The organism is Microvirga sp., assembly GCF_014699075.1.
Classification (GTDB): Bacteria; Pseudomonadota; Alphaproteobacteria; order Rhizobiales; family Beijerinckiaceae; genus Microvirga.
Genome location: NZ_JACXAB010000001.1, coordinates 77,369 through 100,969 on the forward strand (window position 1 = coordinate 77,369; position 23,601 = coordinate 100,969).

25 protein-coding genes are annotated in these 23,601 nt (G+C 61.2%); 13 read left to right on the plus strand and 12 right to left on the minus strand.

Annotation, left to right across the window (positions count from 1 at the left end; translation table 11 throughout):
* Nucleotides 1-18 precede the first annotated feature (18 nt).
* Both IC232_RS00445 and IC232_RS00450 read right to left on the minus strand, forming a co-directional pair.
* Nucleotides 19-405 (minus strand): hypothetical protein, encoded by a 387-nt coding sequence (locus tag IC232_RS00445; protein WP_190842800.1) that lies wholly within the window; start codon nt 403-405, stop codon nt 19-21.
* Nucleotides 406-843: a DUF4112 domain-containing protein gene (locus IC232_RS00450; RefSeq protein WP_190842802.1), complete on the minus strand. Its 438-nt coding sequence runs from the start codon at nt 841-843 to the stop codon at nt 406-408.
* Nucleotides 844-1,180: 337 nt separating this feature from the next.
* On the opposite strand from IC232_RS00450, the gene IC232_RS00455 reads away from it, so the two are divergent.
* Nucleotides 1,181-1,723 (plus strand): D-Ala-D-Ala carboxypeptidase family metallohydrolase, encoded by a 543-nt coding sequence (locus IC232_RS00455; RefSeq protein WP_190842804.1) that lies wholly within the window; start codon nt 1,181-1,183, stop codon nt 1,721-1,723.
* Nucleotides 1,724-1,835: 112 nt separating this feature from the next.
* Nucleotides 1,836-2,711 carry an alpha/beta fold hydrolase gene (locus IC232_RS00460; protein WP_190842806.1) on the plus strand — a complete coding sequence of 292 codons (876 nt, stop codon included), beginning with the start codon at nt 1,836-1,838 and terminating at the stop codon, nt 2,709-2,711.
* Between the two features lie 119 nt (nt 2,712-2,830).
* On the opposite strand, the gene IC232_RS00465 is transcribed toward IC232_RS00460, so the two are convergent.
* The 5 genes from IC232_RS00465 to IC232_RS00485 all read right to left on the minus strand — a co-directional run bounded on the left by IC232_RS00465 (nt 2,831) and on the right by IC232_RS00485 (nt 7,328).
* A complete protein-coding gene (locus tag IC232_RS00465; protein ID WP_190842808.1) occupies nt 2,831-3,601 on the minus strand; it encodes a LamB/YcsF family protein in 771 nt (256 codons plus the stop codon).
* A gap of 5 nt (nt 3,602-3,606) precedes the next feature.
* Entirely contained in the window at nt 3,607-4,899 is a 1,293-nt protein-coding gene (gene pncB, locus IC232_RS00470) for a nicotinate phosphoribosyltransferase (RefSeq protein WP_190842811.1), read from the minus strand.
* Nucleotides 4,900-4,994: 95 nt separating this feature from the next.
* Complete coding sequence (locus IC232_RS00475) at nt 4,995-5,327, minus strand: c-type cytochrome (RefSeq protein WP_190843414.1); 333 nt, start codon at nt 5,325-5,327, stop codon at nt 4,995-4,997.
* Between the two features lie 52 nt (nt 5,328-5,379).
* Entirely contained in the window at nt 5,380-6,642 is a 1,263-nt protein-coding gene (locus IC232_RS00480; protein WP_190842813.1) for a PQQ-dependent sugar dehydrogenase, read from the minus strand.
* Between the two features lie 182 nt (nt 6,643-6,824).
* The gene (locus IC232_RS00485; RefSeq protein ID WP_190842815.1) at nt 6,825-7,328 is read right to left on the minus strand and encodes a pyridoxamine 5'-phosphate oxidase family protein; all 504 of its coding nucleotides are present in this window, start codon (nt 7,326-7,328) and stop codon (nt 6,825-6,827) included.
* A gap of 218 nt (nt 7,329-7,546) precedes the next feature.
* Here IC232_RS00485 and IC232_RS00490 point away from each other — a divergent pair, with 218 nt between their 5' ends.
* The 3 genes from IC232_RS00490 to IC232_RS00500 are packed head-to-tail and all read left to right on the plus strand — an operon-like array spanning nt 7,547 to nt 9,541.
* Nucleotides 7,547-8,674, plus strand: a complete 1,128-nt coding sequence (locus IC232_RS00490) for an Mrp/NBP35 family ATP-binding protein (protein ID WP_190842817.1) — start codon at nt 7,547-7,549, stop codon at nt 8,672-8,674.
* A complete protein-coding gene (gene mobA, locus IC232_RS00495) occupies nt 8,671-9,324 on the plus strand; it encodes a molybdenum cofactor guanylyltransferase MobA (RefSeq protein ID WP_312895085.1) in 654 nt (217 codons plus the stop codon). The genes IC232_RS00490 and mobA overlap by 4 nt, the downstream gene beginning before the upstream one ends.
* The gene (locus IC232_RS00500; RefSeq protein ID WP_190842818.1) at nt 9,311-9,541 is read left to right on the plus strand and encodes a sulfurtransferase TusA family protein; all 231 of its coding nucleotides are present in this window, start codon (nt 9,311-9,313) and stop codon (nt 9,539-9,541) included. Before mobA ends, IC232_RS00500 begins: the two co-directional genes overlap by 14 nt.
* A gap of 45 nt (nt 9,542-9,586) precedes the next feature.
* Here the strand turns inward: IC232_RS00500 and IC232_RS00505 are convergent, their stop codons facing one another.
* Entirely contained in the window at nt 9,587-9,763 is a 177-nt protein-coding gene (locus IC232_RS00505; protein WP_190842819.1) for a CsbD family protein, read from the minus strand.
* 352 nt (nt 9,764-10,115) lie between these two features.
* On the opposite strand from IC232_RS00505, the gene IC232_RS00510 reads away from it, so the two are divergent.
* Nucleotides 10,116-10,892 (plus strand): sensor histidine kinase, encoded by a 777-nt coding sequence (locus IC232_RS00510; protein ID WP_190842821.1) that lies wholly within the window; start codon nt 10,116-10,118, stop codon nt 10,890-10,892.
* A 15-nt stretch (nt 10,893-10,907) separates the two neighbouring features.
* On the opposite strand, the gene IC232_RS00515 is transcribed toward IC232_RS00510, so the two are convergent.
* Entirely contained in the window at nt 10,908-12,161 is a 1,254-nt protein-coding gene (locus tag IC232_RS00515) for a glycerate kinase (protein ID WP_190842823.1), read from the minus strand.
* A 190-nt stretch (nt 12,162-12,351) separates the two neighbouring features.
* On the opposite strand from IC232_RS00515, the gene IC232_RS00520 reads away from it, so the two are divergent.
* Nucleotides 12,352-13,152 carry an HAD-IIB family hydrolase gene (locus IC232_RS00520; protein ID WP_190842825.1) on the plus strand — a complete coding sequence of 267 codons (801 nt, stop codon included), beginning with the start codon at nt 12,352-12,354 and terminating at the stop codon, nt 13,150-13,152.
* A gap of 44 nt (nt 13,153-13,196) precedes the next feature.
* On the opposite strand, the gene IC232_RS00525 is transcribed toward IC232_RS00520, so the two are convergent.
* Nucleotides 13,197-14,687, minus strand: a complete 1,491-nt coding sequence (locus IC232_RS00525) for an NAD-dependent succinate-semialdehyde dehydrogenase (protein ID WP_190842828.1) — start codon at nt 14,685-14,687, stop codon at nt 13,197-13,199.
* A gap of 306 nt (nt 14,688-14,993) precedes the next feature.
* Between IC232_RS00525 and IC232_RS00530 the strand changes: the two genes are divergently transcribed.
* The 6 genes from IC232_RS00530 to IC232_RS00555 all read left to right on the plus strand — a co-directional run bounded on the left by IC232_RS00530 (nt 14,994) and on the right by IC232_RS00555 (nt 21,373).
* Nucleotides 14,994-16,202 (plus strand): ABC transporter substrate-binding protein, encoded by a 1,209-nt coding sequence (locus tag IC232_RS00530; protein ID WP_246811981.1) that lies wholly within the window; start codon nt 14,994-14,996, stop codon nt 16,200-16,202.
* 129 nt (nt 16,203-16,331) lie between these two features.
* Nucleotides 16,332-17,090 carry an ABC transporter ATP-binding protein gene (locus IC232_RS00535; RefSeq protein ID WP_190842830.1) on the plus strand — a complete coding sequence of 253 codons (759 nt, stop codon included), beginning with the start codon at nt 16,332-16,334 and terminating at the stop codon, nt 17,088-17,090.
* Nucleotides 17,083-17,790 carry an ABC transporter ATP-binding protein gene (locus IC232_RS00540; protein WP_190842832.1) on the plus strand — a complete coding sequence of 236 codons (708 nt, stop codon included), beginning with the start codon at nt 17,083-17,085 and terminating at the stop codon, nt 17,788-17,790. Before IC232_RS00535 ends, IC232_RS00540 begins: the two co-directional genes overlap by 8 nt.
* Nucleotides 17,791-17,796: 6 nt before the next feature.
* Nucleotides 17,797-18,684 carry a branched-chain amino acid ABC transporter permease gene (locus IC232_RS00545; protein WP_190842834.1) on the plus strand — a complete coding sequence of 296 codons (888 nt, stop codon included), beginning with the start codon at nt 17,797-17,799 and terminating at the stop codon, nt 18,682-18,684.
* A gap of 4 nt (nt 18,685-18,688) precedes the next feature.
* On the plus strand, nt 18,689-19,663 hold the full coding sequence (locus tag IC232_RS00550) for a branched-chain amino acid ABC transporter permease (RefSeq protein WP_190842836.1): 975 nt from the start codon (nt 18,689-18,691) through the stop codon (nt 19,661-19,663).
* Between the two features lie 69 nt (nt 19,664-19,732).
* The gene (locus tag IC232_RS00555; protein ID WP_190842839.1) at nt 19,733-21,373 is read left to right on the plus strand and encodes a GMC family oxidoreductase; all 1,641 of its coding nucleotides are present in this window, start codon (nt 19,733-19,735) and stop codon (nt 21,371-21,373) included.
* Between the two features lie 91 nt (nt 21,374-21,464).
* Here the strand turns inward: IC232_RS00555 and IC232_RS00560 are convergent, their stop codons facing one another.
* A complete protein-coding gene (locus IC232_RS00560; RefSeq protein WP_190842842.1) occupies nt 21,465-22,289 on the minus strand; it encodes a response regulator transcription factor in 825 nt (274 codons plus the stop codon).
* A 531-nt stretch (nt 22,290-22,820) separates the two neighbouring features.
* Complete coding sequence (locus IC232_RS00565; protein WP_190842844.1) at nt 22,821-23,588, minus strand: LuxR C-terminal-related transcriptional regulator; 768 nt, start codon at nt 23,586-23,588, stop codon at nt 22,821-22,823.
* Nucleotides 23,589-23,601: the final 13 nt, after the last annotated feature.

Genomic DNA, 23,601 nt, shown 5'->3' on the forward strand with positions numbered 1-23,601 from the left:
TCCGCTTCGCCCTTTTTGTTAGCGTCTTTCGATCCGCCGGATCGGAGGCGGTCCAGATGACGATGTGAATGGGCCCGAGTTGCGAGAATCGCCCCGAGGCCCACGCCAGTCTTCGACATACTGCTCACGTCTCGCGCTGCCGAGAAACAGGCCCAGCACAGCCGGAACGGTAAGAATGAGCAGCGACACGAGCGCCCAGACGACCACGACGGCGCCAAGGCCCAACCCCCTTAAGGCCATCAGAGCCCAGGAGAGCCACTCCACCGTTTCAGGATGGCCCGTGACGATGTCGGCATTGCGGGCAGCAACGCCGCCGAAGAAGTCCAGAAGGCCGTAGGCACCCCAGGCGAACAGAGACCATATCGCCACGGCAAACCAGGCGATGATCCACAACAGCCGCCTCATTCAGCTCTCCTCGATCCTGACCGCGGTCCCGTCGATCTCCTTCGGTCCGCGCTTGGGCGTGCCGAGATGCTCATGGATGATCCGCAGGTTCCGCTGATTGGACTTGAAGACCACGTCGAACACGTCGCCCGCGAACGGGATTGCACCGATGGCGGTATCGACAGCGACGTTGCCGATCATGCGCGCGATCTTCCAGCGCGGTAGACCGAGCTGGCGGGCTTCCCAGATGATATAGCTCGAGATCGCAGCGGAGAGCGCATCGCCGATACCCGGCACGAGGCCCAGCACCGCGTCAAGTCCCACACGCCGGTTCAGGCCCGGAATCAGGAAGGCGCTGTCCATCAGGTTTGCAACCAGCGTGATGCGCGCCATCGCATCCTCCCGGCCTGGGCCGGCAGTCTTGATCGCATCGAAAACAGCACTACGGGCAGCGTTCATTCCAGTCTCCAGCAGACCAAAAGCTTGATCGGTCCAATGGGCGAAATGTGTGTATCGGGCCCACGGACTACAAGAGTTAAAGCTCTGTTATTTCAAAACTAACACTAAATTTCTCACGCACCTGAATTCCTTGCAGGTTAAAGCTTTGCCAACCATGCACGTCATATCTCCCCTTCATTCCCACCTGCATAGACTTGCCTAGTGCCAAGCTTCTTTTAGGTTGCCTTCCGTAGCGTTCTTCACGCAACCGTCAGTTACCTGACCAATAAGATAATGCCGTTGGGAGGACCATTTCGGCGGCACGAAATTTTGTAGGGGCTCAGAACGGGAGAACCCGATGAGCATCACCCGCCGAGTTCGCCACGCGTCCAGATTCTATCTTGTGACCAGCGCGTTTCTATTTGGGCTGTCACCGGCTGCGCTCAAAGCTGGAGACGGTAACGAAGGGCTTGTTCCGCCGGCCCAATATGTCAGCCTCCCCTCCCAGGACGAAATGAACGATCCCAAGACGACAGGGAGCCTGCCGAGTGCGCGAACCCTTTCCGGTTTCGCCTCGCTGGTCTCGCACGGCACGATCACGCTGCGAGCGAGTGCTCCGACCAATTGCGTACCGGGCAATCTGCGCGAAGTCGTCGCCTCCGTCGCGGCGAAATTCGGCCCTGTCAGTGTCGAATCCACCCATCGCAACCGCTCCCGCAACTGGCGCGCCGGCGGCGCGCGCCAATCTCTCCACCTCTCCTGCCGGGCGATTGACTTCAGGGTTCGCACGCGCGTGCGCGGCGTGATGGCTTATCTGCGAACTCACCCGCAGGTCGGGGGCCTGAAGATGTACCGGAATGGGATCATTCACATCGACAACGGAGAACGCCGCTCCTGGTGAGGCCTAGCCGGTTTCACTTCTATCCTAAAGCTGAGGGCTGCTCGTCTCTGCGCGCAGCCCTCAGCTTTAGCTGCTACTGGATCGGAGGTGAAAACTGTAAGACACTCATGGGATGTTCGAGACCTTTACCCATCGACGAATCGAAACGTCTGAGGCGATCATCAACCTGCGGGTCGGCGGCAGCGGTCCTCCCGTGCTTTTGCTGCATGGACATCCGCAGACACATGTCATGTGGCACAAGGTGGCGCCGCAACTCGCGGAGAGCTACACGATCGTGTGCGCCGACCTGCGCGGCTATGGCGACAGCTCCAAGCCTCCGACGAACGAGGAGCATGAACCCTACTCCAAGCGTGCCATGGCGCGTGATCAGGTGGAGGTGATGCAGGCCCTCGGCTTCGAGCACTTTGCAGTCGTCGGTCATGACCGTGGCGGACGCTGTGCCTACCGCATGGCCCTCGATCATCCGGATCGGATCGTGGCGCTGTCGGTTCTAGACATCATCCCGACGGCAGAGCACTTCCAGCGCACGGACATGGCCTTCGCCATGGGCTACTGGCACTGGTTCTTCCTCGCGCAGCCTCACCCTCTCCCGGAACGCCTGATCGCGTCGGATCCGGATGCCATCTATCTTCGCCGCGGGCGCTCGATGTTCGATGAAGAAGCCCTTGCCGAATACCGCCGCTGCTTCACCGATCCGGACACGATCCACGCCATGTGCGAGGATTATCGCGCAGGCGCAACCATCGACATGCGCCTCGACGAGGAAGATCAGAGAGCCGGCCGGCGGATCCTATGCCCGGTGCAGGCCCTCTGGGGCCGCAGGAACGGGCTCGATCAATGGTATGACGTTCCGGACGTCTGGCGTGACTGGGCCGATCACGTGGATGGCCACGCCATCGATTGCGGCCACTATCTTGCCGAGGAAGCGCCCGCGGACACGCTGGCGGCCCTGCAGCCATTCCTGGCCAAGGCTTTTGCACGCGAATAAGATTTGAGCCCTCATCCTGAGGAGCCGCTGCAAGCGGCGTCTCGAAGGAGCTTCAAGAGAGCACTGGATCCTCCTTCGAGACGCCTGCTTTGCAGGCTCCTCAGGATGAGGCAAGTGTTTTACGAACGAGCCTTCGAGAACGGGGCTATCCTGACGCCGTTCGCCTCCAGCTTCGTGCGGACCGTCCGTGCCATGGCGACCGCGCTCGGCTCGTCACCGTGCACGCAGATGGTGTCGATCTCGACCGGGATCCTTTTGCCGGACACCGTCGTGATCGCCCTGTCCTGGACGGCACGCAGAATGCGCTCCGCGGCAAACTCGGCATCGTGCAGCACGGAGCCGGGCTTCTTCCTGCTGGTGAGCGTGCCGTTGTCCTCATATGTGCGGTCGGCAAAAATCTCGCGAACGACCGGAATGCCGATACTATGGGACGCCTTCTCCATCAGAAGGCCCGGCATGCACATGTTGATGAGGCTCGCATCAACCCCCTTGATCGCGCGGGCGATCGCGAGAGCGAGATCCTCGTCCTCATTGGCCATGTTGTTGAGCGCCCCGTGCACCTTCACATAGGTGACCTTGTGGCCCGCAAGCGAGGCCACGGCCTGCATGGCGCCGATCTGATAGGCGATCATGCGCTCGATCTCGGCGGGAGAGTCGCCCCGTATCATACGGCGGCCGAAGCCGTGCAGATCGTTGAAGCCCGGATGCGCCCCGATGGCCACGCCCTTGCGCTTCGCGATCTCCGCCGTACGGAACATGATGGACGGATCGCCCGCATGAAACCCGCAGGCGATGTTGGCGGACGATACGATGTCGAGCATCGCCTCGTCGTCTCCCATCGGCCAGGGGCCGAAGCCTTCACCCATATCGCAGTTGAGATCGATGATCATGCTCGTCACACCAGAACCGGTTTCGCCGCTTGTTCGCCCACGTGGAAGATGCGCTTGTAACGCTCGACTTCCGCTTTCGGCCCCATGGCCTTCGTGGGATTATCGGAGAGCTTCACCGTCGCGTTGCCATCAGCCGAGATGACCTTGCAGACGATGGAGATGGGATCGAGTTTTCCCTCAGGAGCCAGCCCACGAAAATCATTCGTGAGCAGCGTGCCCCAGCCATAGCCGATGCGCATGCGCCCGCGGAAATGCCGGTGAATGCGCTCGATCACGTCCACGTCGAGGCCGTCGGAGAAGATCGCGAGTTTCTCGCGCGGGTTCTGCCCGCGCTGGCGCCACCATTCGATGGCCTCCTCGCCGCCCTCGATCGGATCCTTGGAATCGACACGGATGCCGGTCCAGGCAGGTACCCAATCGGGCGCGTTCTGCAGGAAGTTCGTGGTGCCGTAGGTATCGGGCAGGATGACGAGCAGGTTGCCCTCGTAATCCTCCTGCCAATCCGACAGCACGTCGTAAGGGGATCGGGCGAGTTCCTCGTCGGATTCGGCCAAGGCCGCATAAACCATGGGAAGCTCATGGGCATTCGTGCCCACGGCCTCCACCTCCTGGCGCAGGGCGATCAGGCAATTGGACGTTCCGAGGAAGGACGATCCAAGCCCTTCCATCATGGCCTGCACGCACCAGTCCTGCCAGAGAAAACCATGGCGGCGACGGGTGCCAAAATCGGCGATGGAAAGGTCCGGCAGGCTTTTAAGGCGCTCGATCTTCTCCCAGACCCGGGTCATGGCGCGGGCATAGAGCACCTGCAGCTCGAACTTGCCCATTCCTCTGAGGACACCACGCGAGCGCAGCTCGTTGAGAATCGCGAGCGCCGGGATCTCCCACATGGTGGTCTCGATCCAGGGGCCGTGGAAGGTCAGGACGTACTGCCCATCCTCCTTCTCCAGCAGATATTCCGGAAAGCGGAAGGTCTCGAGCCAGTCCATGAACTCCGGCGAGAACATCTGCCGCTTGCCGTAGAAGGTGTTGCCCCGCAGCCAGGTGGACTCGCCCCGGGTCAATCGCAAACTGCGCACATGATCGAGTTGCTCGCGCAACTCGCCGGCATCGATGATGTCGGCCAGGCGAATGCGCGTGGTCCGGTTGTGAATGCCGAACGTCACCTGCACGTCGCGATGGCGTCGAAAGATCGTTTGCGCCATCAGCAACTTGTAGAAATCCGTATCCAGAACCGACCGGACGATCGGGTCGATCTTCCAGGTATGGTTGTAGACGCGGGTCGCGATGTCCGCCATCGCCTGCTCCTTGCCACTCACGGGGAGCAGGACAATAGCGAAGGCCTGCTCATGATGAAAGGGTGCCCGGCTACAAGGGCGGGGGCAGACACAGCTTAAGGCGGCAGGACGTCGACCTGGATCGAGGCGTAATAGGCCGCCACATCGGCAATGTCCTCGTCGGACAGTTCCTTTGCTACAATGTTCATCGACTCGTTCTTGCGCTCGCCCGATTTGTAGGCCGCGAGGCTTCTGACGAGGTAGCTTTCGAGCTGACCTGCGAGGTTGGGCGATTCAGGGTTTTTCGAGAGGCCATCGAGCCCATGGCAGCCCTGACAGGTGGTGAGTTTCTGGCGCCCTGCCCTCGCGTCGCCAGCCTCTGCGCCTGCAAGCCCGAATGCTGTCAGAAACGCTCCAGACGCCGCAAGGACGATCAAAAACCTCATGATGATCTCTCCGGAAAGAACAGGCGCGTCCCTGACGCGCCTGTCTAAAGGGGCTTTACCGGCCTTCATGGGAAATGCGGTAGACGGCACCGGCGGTGTCGTCGGAGACGAGCAGAGACCCGTCAGGCAGCATGGCCACATCCACGGGCCGGCCGAGATACTCGCCGTTTTCCGTGAGCCACCCCTCCGCGAAGACCTGCGGCTTGTCCGCCGTGCCGTCCGGCTTGACCGGGGTGAACATCACCCGCGCGCCGATCGGCTTGGTGCGGTTCCAGGAGCCGTGCTGGGCCGAGAAGATGCCCCCCTGATAGGTCTGGGGAAACATCCGACCCGTGTAGAACATCATGCCAAGATCGGCCGCATGAGGATCCGTCTCCGCTTGCGGCCCGACAACGCCTGCCGGCACCTGATCGTCCTTGTATTCGACCGTGCGAACCGTGCCGCCACCATAATAAGGGAAGCCGAAGTTCTGCCCCATGTTGGCGATCCGGTTGATCTCGCCGGGAGGCTGATCGTCACCCATGCCGTCGACCTGGTTATCGGTGAACCACAGGGACTTGTCAGCCGGGTTGAAATCCATGCCGACGGAGTTGCGGATGCCCGTTGCGTAGACTTCGCGGTTCTTGCCGTCCTGATCCATGCGGATGACGCCGCCGATCCCCGTGCGCTTGTAGAGATCCAGCTTCTCCTTCGCCGGCACGTTGAAGGGCTGACCCAGGGCAACATAGAGCTTGTTGTCAGGCCCGATCCGGCAGACGCGCGCCGTATGGTTGAAGCTTTCCTCAGAGGGCGGGATCAGATCCCCTTGCTTTGCGACGACAAAGGCGGCGACGTCCGGACCCTCATAGAAAAACTCCGCAGCCGGAAACTGCAGAACACGGTTCTGCTCCACCACGTAGAGCATACCGTCACGCGAGAAGCAGACGCCGTTCGGGATCTTCATCGCAATCGACGGAGCGAACTGCTTCACCTCGTCCGCAACACGATCCTTGTCGCGGTCCGTCACCACATAGACATTGTTCTTCCTCGTGCCGACGAAGACCACACCGGCATTAGGGCCGACCGCCATATGGCGGGCATCCGGCACAACGGCGTAGAGTTCGATCTTGAAGCCGGCTGGAAGCTTGATCTTTTCGAGATTGCGCCGCAGCGCATCCGCGCGGCGGCCCTCCTGAGCAACGGGCCTTGGTTCTTCAGTTCCGGTACTTTGAAAAGACGTCAGCTTCTCGAGATTGCTCGAAGGCTGAGTGGAGGGCTGGGCAAGACTGGCGGACGCAAGAGCAACAATGGAACCAGCAGCAAGCAGGATGGACTTCATCGTTTCCTCCCAAGAGCGCCCCCTTGCAGTTCTTTGTTATAGTCGTTGCGCGGATTATCTCCGTCTTGGGCAATGGCCGAGTCTTCAATACACATAAGCTTATGACGTAGAGGTAGACGAAGTAAATATAAAGAAAAGGGGCCGCGAAGCGACCCCGACTACGCTCTGCGTTGCGAGCATGATCAACTTAAGTTGACTTTTGCCTGATCGCCGGGCTTTGGCGACTCGCCCGTCACGACGGCCTTCGCGTAGCCGTAGAGATGCACCAGGGTCGAGGACGGGCTGTCCCAGTATTCACCCTTTATGGGATGAACACGGATCAGAGCGATCTGCGGATCGTCCGCGCCTTTCGGGAACCAGGCGCGCATGGGCTCGGACCATTTCTCCTCGATCTTCGCCTTGTCGCGCACGATCTCGGCCTTGCCGGACACCGACACATAGGTCTGGCTGCTCGGATCGCCGTAGGCGAGGTTGACCTCGCTGTCGCGGGAAATCTCAGTCATCTTGGGAGACTGGATCTGAGTGAAGAACCATAGATCACCATGCTCGTCCGCCTCCTGGCTGTGCATGGGCCGGCTGTGCAGGGTACCGTCAGTGTCGACGGTGGTCATCATGGCGATCTTCACGTCCTTGATCAGATCGTAAAGCTTCGCAGCATTCGGGTCGTTATGGCCGTGCTGGTGCATTCTCGTCTCCTCGATTGATGTCGTACGCCCGGGATGTGATCAGCGAAGGCAGCCACTCGGCCGGTCGAGCCGGCTCCCGAGGGATCGGGTGAACAACGGACAAGGTGAGCTTTGGTTCGGAATACCGCCTCTTCTCAGCGGGAATGGCTTAACGAACCGCCCGGCAGCCTATAGATGTCACCGAAGACCACGCCTCGAATGGCCCAGGAGATAACAAAGTGGCGATCACCCGTGAGCATGTGCTGCAGGCTCTGTCGACCGTACCGGTCGACGCGAACGGAACCAACCTTGTGGCGTCGGGACGCCTGTCCGATGTGGTCGTGGACGATGCCGGCCGGGTCATGTTCTCGATCACCATCGATCCGTCCGAAGCGGCAAACATGGAGCGCGTGCGTCAGGCTGCGGTGACGGCCGTGCAAGGCTTGCCGGCGGTCAAAGGCGTCTTTGCCAGCCTGACGGCCGACCGGCCGACCGGTTCGGGCGGCTCAGCGTCCGCCTCCGATGCGCCCCAGCGCCCCCGCTCGGCAGCACAGCCCAAGAACCAGCGCATCCCAGGCGTGCAGCACGTGATCGCCGTGGCGTCGGGCAAAGGCGGCGTGGGCAAGTCCACCACCGCCTGCAACCTTGCTCTCGGCCTGAAAGCCCTTGGATTGAAGGTTGGCCTGCTCGACGCCGACATCTACGGCCCGTCCATGCCGAAGCTCCTCGGCATCCAGGGCAAGCCGCGCCTGCTGGAGAACCGCATCCTGGAGCCTATGGAGGCCTACGGGATCAAGGTCATGTCCATCGGCTTCCTGGTGGAGGAAGAAGCCGCCATGATTTGGCGCGGTCCGATGGTGATGTCGGCCATCACCCAGATGCTGCGGGAGGTCGCCTGGGGCGACCTCGACGTGCTCGTGGTCGACATGCCGCCTGGTACAGGCGATGCCCAGCTCACCATGGCTCAGGCGACGCCTCTGGCCGGTGCGGTGATCGTGTCCACGCCTCAAGACCTCGCCCTCATCGATGCGCGACGTGGAGTGTCCATGTTCAAGCGGGTGGAGATCCCGATCCTCGGCATTGTCGAGAACATGGCGACCTTCGTCTGCCCCCATTGCGGACAGAGCTCGCACATCTTCGGCCATGGCGGGGCACGGGACGAGGCGGCACGTCTCGGCGTGCCGTTCCTCGGCGAGGTTCCGCTCAACATGACGATCCGCGAGTTGTCCGATGCCGGCCGGCCCGTCGTCGTTGCCGAGCCGGAAGGACCGCATGCCCGCATCTACAAAGATATGGCGCAGGAGGTCTGGACTGGGCTCTCGGGCGGGGCTGCCGCACGTCCTGCTCCGCGCATCGTCATCGAGTGAGCGCACACGGCATAAGCCTGCGCCCTCCGACTCTCGGCGTCATTCTGGCGGGCGGGCTCTCCCGGCGTATGGGCGGCGACGATAAGGCTCTTCTGCCCCTCGCAGGGCGGCCTTTGGTGGAGCACGTGGCTGAGCGCCTTGTGCCGCAATGCGAGAGCGTCATTCTCAATGCCAATGGAGACCCTTCCCGGTTCAAGGGGCTGCCGTTTGCGGTCGTTCCGGATTCTGTTCCGGACCATCCAGGGCCGCTCGCCGGCATCCTAACTGCCCTTGAGTGGAGTGCGGTTAATCGACCGAATATCGCTTGGGTTGTGAGCGTAGCGGCCGACACACCCTTTATACCGCGGGATTTGGTGCTGCGGCTGCACGAGGCATGCAACGAGACCGGTAAGCCCATCGCCTGCGGCGCATCGGGCTCACAGGTGCATTTCGCCGTGGGCCTCTGGCCTGTCCCGCTGCGGCACGATCTACGGCAGGCTCTCGTGAGCCAAGGTACGCGCAGCATCCGGGATTGGCTCCGCCGTCATGGGCATGCAGAGGCCTCCTGGCCGGTCGAGCCCGCCGACCCCTTCTTCAACATCAACACGCCCGAGGATCTGAGGCATGCGGAGATTCTGGCCGGCAGGAGAGGATTGAATGACAGAGCTTGATCTGTCCGGCCTGAAATGCCCCTTGCCGGTTCTGCGAACCCGCAAAGTTCTCCGTGCCTTGCAGCCCGGCGACCTGCTGAGGGTCGTCTGCACGGACCCCCTGGCCGGAATCGATGTTCCGAACCTGATCCGCGAAACCGGCGACATCCTGGAGGATCAGCAGCAGGAGAACAGCACCATCAGTTTCCTCATCCGCAAGGCCAACCCGCTTGCATGAAAAAGGCCCGGATGAACCGGGCCCCTTCCTATCGTTTTCTGACGATCAGGTGTCCTTGCGGAGCGAGTCCTTGATGCCACCGATGGTGTTCTGGATCTTACCTTCGGTCTTATCCATCTTGCCCTCGGTTTCCAGCTTCGAGTCGCCCAGAGCCTTGCCGAGCCCCTCCTTCATCCGACCCTTGACATTCTTCATGCTGCCTTCGCTACGATCGCGATCCATGTGTCTCTCTCCTATAAAGCTATCTGAGATGAAAACGCCTGAGCGAGAGATCGGTTTCGTTTGATAGTGAAAGTTGCTTCCAAGTAGATTGCGCACTCGTCCAAAGCTAATCGACTGTCATCGATGGTGGAGATTCGTGTAACAACAGGAAACTAATTCCATTTTATCTAACGATGATCGCGCGGTCGCTCATAAGTAATTTCAAAATTCCTAAGTCAAGCTATTTAATCTGCTTCGTCGCATTCAACGGGCTTATCTTGGCCATTCCTCCAACAGGGCATGGACAAAGGCTGCTCCTGCGCTACTTCGGACCGAGCTCAATATAAATGTTATAAAGTTATAGACTTTCACTGTGTCCGCCGCCCGTCTGCCCCGGCCTTCATCCAAGGCGCCCCGCCACTCCACCTCGCGCACCGCGTCCCGCGGGGCCGCGCTTCCTTTGGACCCGATGGCCCTGCTGGCGCACCAGCTCAGGACGCCCTTGTCAACGATCAACGCCCTGGCTCAGGGCCTGATCCGCAGAGCCGACCGGCTGAGCACCCATGACATCCAGGTCAAGGCAGAGAAAATCTGGCGGGCAAGCCTGCGGCTCGATGAACTGATCGAAACAATCCTCTCCTACAGCCGTGCCAGTGCCGGCAGCATCATGCTCAACCCGAGCGAGTTCCATCCGTCCGAACTCGTCAAGCGGGTCTGTCGTGAGCAGGGGGGCCAGGAACCCGGCCGCCCCTTTCATATCGACATCAAGGACCTGCCGGAGATGATCGTCGGCGATCCGGTGCTGCTGGAGCAGGCGCTCGTTATCGTCGTGTCGAATGCCATGAAATATTCCCGGCCCGATCAGCCGGTTGATATCACGGCGCGCGGGGAAGACAGCATGATCAGGATCACCGTCAAGGATCGCGGCATTGGCATCCCGGAGCGCGATCTGCCGTTCGTCCTGCAGCCCTTTTTCCGCGGCCGGAATGCCAAGAAGCTGCCCGGCACCGGCCTGGGCCTGAGCCTTGCATGGTACATCCTCAAACTCCATGGCGGAAACCTTGAGGTGGAAAGCCGCGAAAAGCGCGGCACCAAGGTGAGCCTCATCGTGCCGGAGACGAACACGACCGGACTCAGCTACTCCATCTAAACAAATCCCGATCGATCACGGACGGATGAGAATACAGCGGAAATCGTTCACGTTGGTCAGGGTCGGCCCCGTGACGACGAGCCTGTCGAGCTGCGCAAACGCCGTATAGGCGTCGTTCCTCTCAAGGTGAGCGGCAAGGTCGATGCCGTTTGCACGGGCGCGTTCAAGCAAGCTGCCATCGCACCAGACGCCGGCATTGTCCTCCGACCCGTCGATGCCATCGGTGTCGCAGGCGATAGCGGAAATCCGGCTCTCCCCCTTCAGGGAAAGAGCCAGCGACAACAGGAACTCGGCATTGCGTCCGCCACGCCCTTGGCCACGCACCGTCACTGTGGTCTCGCCGCCGGACAGAAGCACGCAAGGCGCCCCGACGGGCTCTCCATGCATGAGCGCCGAGTGGGCGATGCCGGCCATGACGCGCCCGACCTCGCGCGCCTCCCCCTCCAAAGCATCGCCGAGGACGAGAGCATTCAGGCCTAACTCACGCGCCTTGGCGGCTGCCGCATCGAGGGCCATCTTGGGGGTTGCCAGCATATGAACAGCGCCACCCGCCACAGGCTCCGCGACGGCACTCGCCCGGATGGCCTGCAAGACATGGCTTGGCACATCGATGCCGTACCGGCGCAGGATCGCGAGGGCAGCCTCCGGATCGATCTTCTCCGGGATCGTCGGGCCCGATCCGATGCTCGCGGGGTCGTCCCCCGGCACATCGGAGATCAGGTAGGTGACGAGCTGCGCCCGTCCTGCGGCCGCTGCGAGCCTCCCTCCTTTGATGGCCGAGAGCGACTTGCGCACGAGGTTCATCTCGCCGATGGGCGCACCGGATTTGAGCAGGGCGCGATTCAGGGCCTGCTTGTCGGCCAGCGTCACGCCCTCCGCCGGGAGCGACAGGAGCGCCGATGCTCCACCCGACATGAGGCAGACAACGAGGTCGTCAGGCCCGGCCTCCTGTGCAAGCGCGAGGATTCGTCTGGCCGCCTGCAAGCCGGCCTCATCGGGAACAGGGTGGGCCGCCTCCACGATCTCGACCGACCGCGTCGGAACCGCATGTCCGTAGCGCGTGACCACAAGCCCCTCGCAGGTTCCGCCAGAGCGGGCCCACGCGTCCTCGAAGGTGGCCGCCATTCGCGCCGAGGCCTTGCCGGCGCCGAGGACGATGGTACGCCCCTTCGGTCTTTCCGGCAGACGGCCGTCGAATTTTCCATCGGGAAGCGCCGCATGCAGGGCTGCCTCGAACAGGGTATGGAGGATGTCACGGTCGCTTGTCATGAGTTCACTTTACGTGAGAAATCGCGCCCGTGAAGCCTGTCGAGAACAGCAATCAAAGGTCTTGGAGACCAATCCGGCTCATGCTTAAAGACCCGTCGTTAGCCGTCTCACCATTCCGGACGGCTGTGTCTTGAACAGGGATACCTCCGCTCATGCCGCTCCCCTGCCCCTTTATCCCGGAGTTCCGGATATGAAGCCTCTCTCGCAGCTTCCGCTGGCGGCGGCGCGCTCCATTCGCGTGGTGCTGACCGACATCGACGACACGGTGACGACGGAGGGCTTGCTGACGGCAAAAGCCTATGGCGCGCTAGAAGCGCTGCATCTTGCCGGCTTCATCGTCATCCCGGTCACCGGGCGGCCCGCCGGCTGGTGCGATCACATCGCCCGCATGTGGCCGGTGGATGCCGTCGTGGGCGAGAACGGTGCGTTCTATTTCCGCTATGACCGCGAGCGGAAAACGATGCAGCAGCACTTCTGGGCCAGCCCCGAGGAGTTGAGGCAAAACCGGATCAGGCTCGATGCCATCGAGAAGGAGGTGCTGGCCACGGTGCCGGGCTGCGCGCTCGCCAGCGATCAGGCTTACCGCCTGGCGGATCTCGCCGTCGATTTTTGCGAGGACGTTCCGGCTCTGTCCGAGACAGAGGTGGACCGGATCGTGTCCATCTTCGAGAAGGCCGGCGCACAGGCGAAGGTCAGCTCGATTCACGTGAACGGCTGGTTCGGCGAGTACAACAAGCTCAGTATGGCGAAAACCCTGATGGCGGATGTGTTCGGCCTGGATTGGGAGGACGCGAAGAACACCGTGGTCTATGCGGGCGACTCGCCCAACGACGAACCCATGTTCGAGGCTTTTCCGTTGAGCGTCGGTGTCGCCAACATCCAGGCCTTCGCGCACCGGCTGAGGCATAAGCCTGCCTACATCACCGAGGGACACTCGGGAGACGGCTTCGCGGAACTCGCCGACCTGCTGCTCAAGACGAAAAGCGCTTAAGGACGCAAAAGAAAAAGCCCGGCCGAGCCGGGCTTTTATGGTTGTTACAGTCCTGCGAGGTTGATGTATTTGATCTCGAGGAAGCCCTCGATGCCGTACTTGGAGCCCTCGCGTCCGAGCCCCGACTGCTTCACCCCGCCGAACGGCGCCATTTCGTTGGCGAGCGCCGGCGTGTTCACCCCCACCATGCCGCTCTCCAGGGCCTCCGCCACGCGCCAGACGCGGGCCATGTCCTTGGCGTAGAAGTATGACGCCAGCCCGAACTCGGTGGCATTGGCCATCCCGATCACCTCCGCCTCATCCTTGAACGTGATGATGGGCGCCAGCGGCGCAAACGTCTCCTCCTTCGTCACCTTCATCGCCTGCGTGATGCCCGTCATCACGGTCGGCTCGAAGAACGTGCTGCCCAGGTCCGAGCGCTTGCCGCCCACCAGCACCTGACCGCCCTTGGCCAATGCGTCGGCTACATGCTCCTCCATCTTGGCCACGGCGCGGTCATCGATCAGCGGCCCCATGGCCACGCCCTCGTCCGTGCCGCGCCCGAGCTTCAGGCCGCCGGCCTTCTCCGCCAGCTTCGCGGCAAAGGCTTGTGCTACGCTCTCCTGCACATAGATCCGGTTGGCGCACACGCAGGTCTGGCCCGCATTGCGGAACTTGGACGCCAGAGCGCCTTCCACGGCCGCATCCAGGTCCGCATCGTCGAATACGATGAACGGCGCGTTGCCCCCGAGCTCCAGCGACAGGCGCTTGATGCTGTTGCCTGCCTCCCGCATGAGCCAGCGGCCCACATTGGTGGAACCGGTGAACGTGATCTTGGCCACCTTCGGATTGTGGCAGAACTCTTCGCCGACAGGCTTGGCATCCGTGGTGGTGATCACCGAGAAGGCGCCCTTCGGCACCCCGGCCCGTTCGGCCAGGACAGCGAGCGCCAGCGCCGAGAGCGGGGTCTGGGCTGCGGGCTTGAGCACCATGGTGCAGCCGGCGGCCAGCGCCGGGCCCACCTTGCGGGTGATCATGCCATTGGGAAAATTCCACGGGGTGATGGCCGCACACACCCCCACCGGCTGCTTGAGCACCAGGATGCGCTGGCTGGGGTGCGCGCCAGGAATGATGTCGCCGTCGATGCGCTTGGCCTCCTCGGCAAACCACTCGATGTAGGCGGCGTTCGAGATCACCTCGCCCTTGGCCTCTGCCAGAGGCTTGCCCTGCTCGGTCGTGAGGATCAGCGCCAAGTCATCGGCATTGGCGATGATGAGATCGTACCAGCGACGGAGGATCTGGCTGCGCTCCTTGGCAGTGCGCTTCGCCCATTCCTTCTGCACCGCATGCGCCGCGTCGATGGCTTGGCGGGCGGCCTCGACGTCGAGGTCCGGCAGTTCCAGGATAACGGCCCCATCGAAAGGATCGGTGACGGCAAAGGTGCGCCCATCCGAGGCTCCCACCCACTCGCCCGCCACATAGGCCCGGTCCACCAGCAGAGAAGCATCTTTCAGATCCAGAACACGACGATCAACAGGTTTGGCATGAGCGGTCATGAAAGGCCTCCATCGAGGGAAACGGGGACGAAAAGCTGATGGTGATATAAGGGGTGCCTGCAAGCTTGTGAACCGCCGGGGATGCAGGACTGGATTGCCTCATCAACAGTCACGTTTCCGAGGCGGCGATGCTCGAAGCCAAAATTAAGATAAATAATCAAAGACCTCTGCGACTTAAGGATGACCGCCCCTGTCATTGATCGGGGACGAAGTGTCTGTACCTTTCTCGCCATCGTCCGCACGCCTTACGCTGCGGCTTCAGCAAGGCAGGACCAATCTGCCTTGGGAATAAAGGGAAGGAAATCGATGCGCATCCTCAATAAGCTTCTGTTTGCCCTCAGCTGCACCGCCCTGGCCTCCTCGGCCTATGCTCAGCAGGCATCCGACGGCGTGGTCAAGATCGGCATCCTGAACGACCAGTCTGGCGTCTATGCCGATTTCGGCGGCAAGTCCTCTGTGGAAGCTGCCCGCATGGCGGTGCAGGATTACGGCGGCAAGGTGCTCGGCGTAGCGGTGGAGATCGTGAGCGCCGACCACCAGAACAAGCCTGATGTGGCTGCCAGCGTCGCGCGCCAGTGGTACGACACGGAAAAGGTCGACGCCATCATGGAGCTGACGACCTCCTCGGTGGCGCTTGCTGTTCAGGGCCTGTCCAAGGACAAGAAGAAAATCACCATGACGACCGGTGCGGCCACGACCGACCTCACCGGCAAGCAGTGCTCCCCTTACGGGTTCCACTGGGCGTATGACACTCACGCCCTTGCGGTCGGCACCGGCGGCGCGCTGGTGGAGAACGGTGGCAACAAGTGGTTCTTCCTCACCGCCGACTATGCCTTCGGCTACTCCCTCGAGGACCAGACCTCGAAATTCGTGAAATCGAAGGGCGGCCAGGTGGTCGGCGCCGTGCGTCATCCGCTGGCAGCCACCGACTACTCGTCCTTCCTGCTCCAGGCGCAGAGCTCCGGCGCGAACGTGATCGGCATGGCCAATGCGGGCCTCGACACCGCCAATGCCATCAAGCAGGCAGCCGAGTTCGGCATCACCCAGGGCGGCACGCGCCTCGCGGCGCTTCTCTTCACGCTGGCCGAGGTGAAGGGCTTAGGGCTCAAGGCCGCTCAGGGCCTGACCCTCACGGAAGGCTGGTACTGGGATCAGAGCGACGAGAACCGTGCCTTCGCCAAGAAGTTCATGGATAAGACCGGCCGCATGCCGAACATGATCCACATGGGCACCTACTCGGCCGTGACGCAGTATCTCAAGGCGGTGGAGAAGGCCGGCTCGGATGCGACGGAGCCGGTCGCCAAGCTCCTGCACGAGATGCCCGTTCAGGACGTCTTCGCCAAGAACGGCAAGGTGCTGCCGAACGGCCGCATGGTCTACGACATGTATCTCTTCCAGGTGAAGAAGCCGGAAGAAAGCAAGAGCGAATGGGACATGTACAAGCAGCTCGCCAAGATTCCTGGCGACAGCGCCTACATGAAGGCTGCCGACAGCGGCTGTCAGGTTACGCAGTAAGCGCCTTGAACGAGGTGGGGCAGCATGCAACGCTGCCCCACCTCTACTGCTGTCCGGCGGTAACGTGTGTCATCGGGCATGATGCCTGACCCAACCATCGCCCTATCCAGAGAGTCTCGGCCGAACCCTATGGTCAGTACGCAACCCATTCTCAGCGCCACCGGACTCACCATGGAGTTTCGTGGCTTCGTGGCCGTGAAGGACGTGACCCTGTCCGTCAATGAAGGCACGATCCATGCCCTGATCGGTCCCAACGGCGCGGGCAAGACAACGGTTTTCAACCTTCTCACCAAGTTTCTCACGCCCACCCGCGGGCAGATCACCTTCAAGGGCGCGGACATCACCCGGCTGAAGGCGGCCGAGGTCGCCCGCCTGGGGCTTGTGCGCTCCTTCCAGATTTCGGCGGTGTTTCCCCATCTGACGGTGCTCGACAATGTGCGCGTGGCGTTGCAGCGTCCGTCAGGTCTTGCAACGCAGTTCTGGCGCTCATCCAATGCCCTCTCCGCCCTTGATGAGCGGGCCATGGAGCTCATCGATGCGGTCAATCTCTCGTCGTACAGGGACCTGACGGCCGCCGAGCTGTCCTATGGCCGCAAACGAGCCCTTGAGATTGCGACGACACTGGCGCTCGACCCTGCCATGCTGCTGCTCGACGAGCCCATGGCCGGCATGGGCCACGAGGATATCGGCCGCATTTCCGATCTGATCCGGCGCATCGCCAAGAACCGCACCGTGCTCATGGTCGAGCACAACCTGAACGTCGTGGCCGATCTCTGCGACCGCGTTACCGTTCTGGCCCGCGGCGAGATCCTCTCCGACGGGTCCTACGACAAAGTCAGCCAGGATCCGCGGGTGCGCGAAGCTTATATGGGAACCGAGCATGAGTAGCGCTCCTCTCCTCGAAGTCCGTGGGCTCAATGCCTGGTATGGCGAAAGCCATGTCCTGCACGGAGTCGATCTCGACATCCGCGAGGGCGAGACCGTCACGTTGCTCGGCCGCAACGGCGCCGGCAAGACCACGACCCTGCGTGCGATCATGGGCATTCTGCGGCGCCGCGAGGGCGTGATCCGACTGCGCGGCAAGGATCTCCTGAGCCTGCCCCTGCACAAGGTCGCGCAGGCGGGCATCGGCTACGTGCCCGAGGAACGCGGCATATTCGCAAGCCTCAACGTTTCCGAAAACCTGACTCTCCCGCCGACCGTGTCGGAGGGCGGCATGAGCGTGGAGGAGATCTACACGCTCTTTCCCAATCTCCATGAACGGCGCTCAAGCCAGGGCACGAAGCTCTCGGGCGGCGAGCAGCAGATGCTCGCCATCGCCCGTGTTCTGCGCACAGGCGCGAAGGTCATTCTCCTCGACGAGCCGACGGAGGGCTTGGCCCCCGTGATCATTCAGCGCATCGGCGACGTGCTGGTGGCCCTCAAGAAGCGCGGCATGACGATCCTTCTGGTCGAGCAGAACTTTCGCTTCGCCAAGAAGGTGGCAGACCGCTTCTACCTCATGGAGGATGGGCGTATGGTGAACTCGTTCCCCGGGCACGAGCTCGATGCGCGCATGGACGAACTTCACGAAGTTCTTGGGGTGTAGAGCATCATGAATACCATCTTCGGCATTCCCACCCCGGCCCTCTACGGCCAGATTCTCATCGGCCTGATCAACGGCTCCTTTTATGCCATGCTGAGCCTCGGCCTGGCAGTGATCTTCGGTCTGTTGAGGGTCATCAACTTCGCCCATGGCGCGCAGTACATGCTGGGCGCCTTCGCGGCCTACCTGCTCCTGAACTGGCTCGGAGTAAACTACTGGGTAGCCCTTGTCCTGGCGCCCTTGGTCGTCGGCGTGATAGCCGTCGTCATCGAGCGCACCATGTTGAGCAGGCTCTATGGTGTCGACCCTCTGTATGGCCTTCTCCTGACCTTTGGCCTCGCTCTCATTCTCGAAGGCGCGTTCCGCTACTGGTTTGGAGCCGCCGGCCAGCCTTATGCCGCTCCATCGCAACTGACCGGCGCCGTCAATCTGGGCTTCATGTTCATGCCGATCTACCGCGGCTGGGTGGTCATCGCCTCCCTGGTCATCTGCATCGGCACCTGGCTTCTCATCGAGAAAACCCGGCTCGGCGCCTATCTCCGTGCGGCAACCGAGAATGCCACGCTCGTCCAAGCATTCGGCGTGAACGTTCCGCTGCTTCTGACCCTCACCTACGGCCTGGGAGCCGCACTGGCGGCTCTCGCCGGCGTGCTGGCCGCGCCGATCTATCAGGTGAGCCCACTCATGGGCTCGAACCTCATCATCATCGTGTTCGCCGTGGTGGTGGTCGGCGGCATGGGCTCGATCCTGGGCGCTATCGTGACGGGCTATGTGCTCGGCGTTCTCGAAGGCCTCACCAAGGTTTTCTATCCGGAAGCCTCAAGCATCGTTATCTTTGTGATCATGGCCATCGTTCTGCTCGTCAGGCCGGCAGGTCTCTTCGGGCGGGAGGAGTAACATCATGGCTGTCGGAACCGAATATCTCGCGGAGCAGCCGAAGCTGCGCACCTCCGCCATTGTGCTGGGCGCGATCGCCATCGCGGCCCTGCTGGCAGCTCCGTTCTTCTTCTACCCCGTCCTCCTGATGAGCATTCTCTGCTTCGCGCTGTTTGCCTGCGCGTTCAACCTGCTCATCGGCTATGTGGGCCTGCTCTCCTTCGGCCATGCGGCCTTCTTCGGTGGTGCCGCCTATTTCACCGCCCATGCCGCCAAGGTATGGGGCTGGGAGCCCCTGGCCGCCATCCTGCTTGGTGTGGCCGGCGCTGCCGTCATGGGCCTCGTGATGGGTTTCCTGGCCATCCGGCGTCAGGGCATCTACTTCGCGATGATCACTCTCGCCCTGTCGCAGATGTTCGCCTTCATCTGCCTGCAGGTGCCCTTCACCCACGGCGAGGATGGCATCCAAGGCGTGCCACGGGGCCACCTTCTCGGCCTCATCGATCTGAACCAGCCGCTGGCGATGTACTATCTCACGCTGGCGATTTTCCTGTTCGGCTTCTTCGCCATCTGGCGCATCGTCCACTCGCCCTTCGGCAACATCCTCAAAGCGATCCGCGAGAACGAGCGGAGAGCGGTCTCGCTCGGTTACCGGGTCGATCGCTATAAGCTCGGGGCCTTCGTCATGTCGGCGGCGCTGGCGGGAATGGCGGGCAGCACCAAGGCCATCGTGTTCCAGTTCGCGACCCTCACCGACGTGCAGTGGCAGATGTCGGGCGAAGTGATCCTTATGACCCTGCTCGGCGGCATCGGCACACTGATCGGCCCGATCGTCGGCGCCAGCCTCGTGATCGCCCTGCAGAACTATCTCGCAGCCTCGGACTTCCCCGTTCTGGTGCTGATCGGCATCATCTTCGTGATCTGTGTGCTGCTGTTCCGCCGCGGGATCGTTGGTGAGATTCTGGAATTCACGAAACGCAGGTCGAAAGGCGCTGCGTAGCTTAAGGGGCATCGGGAACCCTGCCGGCGCTCCTCACTGCGAGCGCCGGCTCATTGATTGAGCTGGACCATGCCAGACAGCGAAACATTCGATTACGTCATTGTCGGTGCCGGTTCGGCCGGCTGTGTTCTCGCCAACCGCCTGTCCAAGGATTCGCGCAACGCGGTCTGCCTGCTTGAGGCTGGCGGCAAGGACAACTGGATCTGGTTTCATATTCCAGTCGGCTATCTTTTCGCCATCGGCAACCCGCGCGCCGACTGGATGTTCAAGACCGAGGCGGAGGCAGGCCTGAACGGCCGCATCCTCAACTATCCCCGCGGTAAGGTCCTGGGCGGATCCTCCGCCATCAACGCCATGATCTATATGCGCGGCCAGCGCGAGGATTACGACAACTGGCGCCAGATGGGCCTCGAAGGCTGGGGCTGGGATGACGTGCGACCGATCTTCCGGCAGCACGTCGACCATTATCTCGGCGCGGGCGAGCACCACGGCGCGGGGGGCGAATGGCGCGTCGAAGAGCCTCGCATGCGGTGGCAGATCCTGGATTCCTTCATCGAGGCTGCCGTCGAGGCCAGCATTCCCCGGGTGAGCGATTTCAATACGGGCAGCAACGAGGGTATCTCGTATTTCCACGTGAACCAGAAGAACGGGCGCCGCTGGTCGGCCGCCCGCGGCTTCCTCAAGCCGGCCCTGTCACGCTCCAATCTGAAGGTGGAAACTCACGCCCATGCCACGCGCATCCTCTTTGAGGGGAAGCGCGCCATCGGCGTGGAGATCCGGCAGCACGGCAACCTGCGGCGGGTTATGGCTCGCAAGGAGGTCATTCTGTCTGCGGGCGCCATCGCGTCGCCGCAGCTGCTGCAATTATCCGGGATCGGCAACGGCGCCTTCCTGCAGGAACGCGGGATCGACGTCGTCCATCACCTGCCGGGCGTCGGCGAGAACCTGCAGGATCATCTCCAGCTTCGGCCGATCTACAAGGTGAGCGGCGTGCGAACCCTCAACGAGGAGTACCGCTCGCTCTTCAAGAAGGGCCAGATGGCACTTGAGTATGCGCTGTTCCGCAAAGGGCCGCTCACCATGGCGCCCTCACAGCTCGGAGCTTTTACGCGCTCTTCGCCGGACTACGCCACTCCGAACCTCCAGTTCCACATCCAGCCTCTCTCGCTCGACAAGTTCGGCGAAGATCCTCACCCCTTCCCGGCCTTCACCGCGAGCGTATGCAACCTGCGGCCCACCAGCCGCGGGACAGTCAGGATCCGCGATGGCAAGTCCGGCGAGGCTCCGTCCATTCGCCCGAACTATCTTTCGACGGAAGAGGACCAGCGGGTGGCCGTGGATGCCCTGCGTCTCGTGAGGCAGATCGTTGCGATGCCGGCGCTCCAGAAATACCGCCCGGAAGAGTACAAGCCGGGCGCAACGCTCATGACCGACGAGGAACTCCTGAAAGGTGCACGGGATATCGGCACGACAATTTTCCACCCCGTGGGTACCGCCAAGATGGGCATCGACAGTGATCCGATGGCCGTGACAGACGCACGCCTAAGGGTCCGTGGTATCGAGAGCCTTCGTGTCATCGATGCATCGGTCATGCCGACAATCACGAGCGGCAACACCAATTCACCAACGCTCATGATCGCTGATAAGGGAGCCGCGATGATCCTTGAGGATCAGGCGGAGAACCGCGTGGAGGTTCTCCGCTCGGCGTAAGCCCTCCGAGAAGCTCCTTATCCCGCTTGGCCCAAAAAGAAAGGGAGCCAACGGCTCCCTTGAACGGCACTTCTGAGCAAACAAGATCCAATCAGCTGACGGTGGCCCCCCGGCTCGCAGACAAGTGGCTTGCTGCCCAGATCGCCGCCTGAGTTCGGTTCTTGGCCTGGATCTTACGCAGAATGGCTTTCACGTGAACCTTCACGGTCGCTTCCGTAATGTCGAACTTGCGCGCGATGATCTTGTTCGAGTCTCCGTCCATCAAGCAGCGCAGAATGACTGTTTCGCGAACGGACAAGCCTTTCGCAGGAGGGCTTAGCTCTTGTGGTCCCTCCGGTGCCGACGATGCCTGCTTGCTCTGTTCGATACGGGTTTCTTGATCGCGCAGCAGATCGAGGATTGCACCAGGGAAGATGGCTTCTCCCAGGAGAACAAGGTCCAGCGACTTGACGAGAACTTCGTAGGAGATCGATTTCTTGAGGTAAGCATCCGCACCGGAACGGAACGCGGTGAGCACGTGGTTCAGATCGTATTGCTCGACCAGCATGACCACTTTCGTGTTAGGCTTCTGCTCTTTCAGCAGCTTCGTCTGACGGCAGAATTCCTCATGATCGCGGCTTGCATCCGCGATGAGAACAACAGTACCGCTGTCGGGACCGCACTGGGAACTGACCTCTGCGAGGCTTCCAGCTGCAAGTGATGGAGCATAGACGGTTTCCGATAGGATTCGCCTCAGGCCTTCCCTCAAAAGCGCATTTGGCTCGACCAGAAATGTCCTGATGGGTCTGACAGTCGCATGATCTGTCGACGAAGGCTCAACCGAGCGCGCCAATTCCATATATCTGGAATAAGCGACATCCTTAGCCGATGAGGCACCTGGATGAGGAAGACTATCAAGATCGTAGGTGTTCCGCATTGCAGATGCCTTTCTCGTCTTGATTCGGCGAGACAAAAGTAAAATTTCCCTTAAGGTATCTAGCTTAAAATCTTATGGGAGGCAATCAATACCCATTCAAAACATTTTAAAGATTGTTAATCAAAAGGTATAAACGAGATATAAAGTTACTCTGTTCGATAGACAACCAAGTTCATGCTTGTTCTCTACTTGAGAGGGCAGCTGAAGTGCATGAAATATTAGATCAACAGGCAGGGTGCTTGCAACCGTCAGTGCGGCAGGACCCCATCATGGCCAGCGAGAGTCCGCGCGAACATCCTGGAAAATTCGCCATCCCGACGTAAGGCGGGACGAAGTCTCTTGATGATCCTTCGGCTTGAAAGCGCACGATCTGCCCTGCGACGCATCGCCGGTTCCGCGATCCCATTCAGTCTGCATCACCCACTCGGATAAGGTAACCATCTCCGAAGGCTCGAATGCTTCTCCGAGTGAGACCTTGTTCAACGACGCTTGGCGCAAGCCATTTGTGCTCCGCTACACCCAGGGAGCGGTTCAGCGCAAACTCTGCAAGGTCAGCCTTTCGCCAGGCGGGAGCGAGAAATCTTCGTCCCGACCGGCAGATAGATGATTAACAGCCCACATGGCAGCCTGTGTTCGATTGGCGACCCGTATCTTGCGAAGAATAGCTTTGATGTGCACTTTGACTGTCGCCTCTGCGACATCGAGCTTTCGCGCAATCACCTTGTTTGGCGCCCCCTGCATGAGGCACTGAAGGATTTCGGACTCCCTGCTTGATAGCGTCCGTATGGGCGAGTCCTGAAGCTCGGGGTTCAAAGGCATGTGAGTAGGAATGACCGTGATTGCCAACGGCTCCTGAGTGTCTACCTCGCGCTGGGCTTCCGAGATCGCGCTGAGGAAGGCCGCTGACGGAAAAACCACCTCACCCAGCATAACAAGATCGAGATATTTGATCAGAGCTTCACACCCTGTCGTCGCAAGGCAATAGCCATCCGCGCCTGACTGGAACGCTGACTTCATGTCATCGAGATGGAAGCTGTCAGAGAGGATGACGACGCGCGCCTGAGGATATTGATCCTTGATGGACGATATCCCATGCGCCAGCTTTGATGGAAAAGAATTGGCATCAAGAATGACAAGGAAGGCCGAACCTGGCGCACCTTGATCCAGAAGGATCTCGTCGCGAGTCATCCCTTCGGAATGCAGCTTGAAGCGAGTACTTGAGAGGATGTGCTTCAAGCCTTCGCGGAGCATCGAATTCTTGCAGCTCAAGACAGTAGTGACCGGCAACAGGTTCGACATGCGATGCGCCTTT

What these genes read in the sequence shown, in the direction of transcription:
- IC232_RS00445 (WP_190842800.1), bottom strand. Translation starts at nt 405, where the DNA reads ATGAGGCGGCTGTTGTGGATCATCGCCTGGTTTGCCGTGGCGATATGG.
- IC232_RS00450 (WP_190842802.1), bottom strand. Translation starts at nt 843, where the DNA reads ATGAACGCTGCCCGTAGTGCTGTTTTCGATGCGATCAAGACTGCCGGC.
- IC232_RS00455 (WP_190842804.1), top strand. Translation starts at nt 1,181, where the DNA reads ATGAGCATCACCCGCCGAGTTCGCCACGCGTCCAGATTCTATCTTGTG.
- IC232_RS00460 (WP_190842806.1), top strand. Translation starts at nt 1,836, where the DNA reads ATGTTCGAGACCTTTACCCATCGACGAATCGAAACGTCTGAGGCGATC.
- IC232_RS00465 (WP_190842808.1), bottom strand. Translation starts at nt 3,601, where the DNA reads ATGATCATCGATCTCAACTGCGATATGGGTGAAGGCTTCGGCCCCTGG.
- pncB (WP_190842811.1), bottom strand. Translation starts at nt 4,899, where the DNA reads ATGGCGGACATCGCGACCCGCGTCTACAACCATACCTGGAAGATCGAC.
- IC232_RS00480 (WP_190842813.1), bottom strand. Translation starts at nt 6,642, where the DNA reads ATGAAGTCCATCCTGCTTGCTGCTGGTTCCATTGTTGCTCTTGCGTCC.
- IC232_RS00485 (WP_190842815.1), bottom strand. Translation starts at nt 7,328, where the DNA reads ATGCACCAGCACGGCCATAACGACCCGAATGCTGCGAAGCTTTACGAT.
- IC232_RS00500 (WP_190842818.1), top strand. Translation starts at nt 9,311, where the DNA reads ATGACAGAGCTTGATCTGTCCGGCCTGAAATGCCCCTTGCCGGTTCTG.
- IC232_RS00505 (WP_190842819.1), bottom strand. Translation starts at nt 9,763, where the DNA reads ATGGATCGCGATCGTAGCGAAGGCAGCATGAAGAATGTCAAGGGTCGG.
- IC232_RS00515 (WP_190842823.1), bottom strand. Translation starts at nt 12,161, where the DNA reads ATGACAAGCGACCGTGACATCCTCCATACCCTGTTCGAGGCAGCCCTG.
- IC232_RS00520 (WP_190842825.1), top strand. Translation starts at nt 12,352, where the DNA reads ATGAAGCCTCTCTCGCAGCTTCCGCTGGCGGCGGCGCGCTCCATTCGC.
- IC232_RS00525 (WP_190842828.1), bottom strand. Translation starts at nt 14,687, where the DNA reads ATGACCGCTCATGCCAAACCTGTTGATCGTCGTGTTCTGGATCTGAAA.
- IC232_RS00530 (WP_246811981.1), top strand. Translation starts at nt 14,994, where the DNA reads ATGCGCATCCTCAATAAGCTTCTGTTTGCCCTCAGCTGCACCGCCCTG.
- IC232_RS00535 (WP_190842830.1), top strand. Translation starts at nt 16,332, where the DNA reads ATGGTCAGTACGCAACCCATTCTCAGCGCCACCGGACTCACCATGGAG.
- IC232_RS00540 (WP_190842832.1), top strand. Translation starts at nt 17,083, where the DNA reads ATGAGTAGCGCTCCTCTCCTCGAAGTCCGTGGGCTCAATGCCTGGTAT.
- IC232_RS00545 (WP_190842834.1), top strand. Translation starts at nt 17,797, where the DNA reads ATGAATACCATCTTCGGCATTCCCACCCCGGCCCTCTACGGCCAGATT.
- IC232_RS00550 (WP_190842836.1), top strand. Translation starts at nt 18,689, where the DNA reads ATGGCTGTCGGAACCGAATATCTCGCGGAGCAGCCGAAGCTGCGCACC.
- IC232_RS00555 (WP_190842839.1), top strand. Translation starts at nt 19,733, where the DNA reads ATGCCAGACAGCGAAACATTCGATTACGTCATTGTCGGTGCCGGTTCG.
- IC232_RS00560 (WP_190842842.1), bottom strand. Translation starts at nt 22,289, where the DNA reads ATGCGGAACACCTACGATCTTGATAGTCTTCCTCATCCAGGTGCCTCA.
- IC232_RS00565 (WP_190842844.1), bottom strand. Translation starts at nt 23,588, where the DNA reads ATGTCGAACCTGTTGCCGGTCACTACTGTCTTGAGCTGCAAGAATTCG.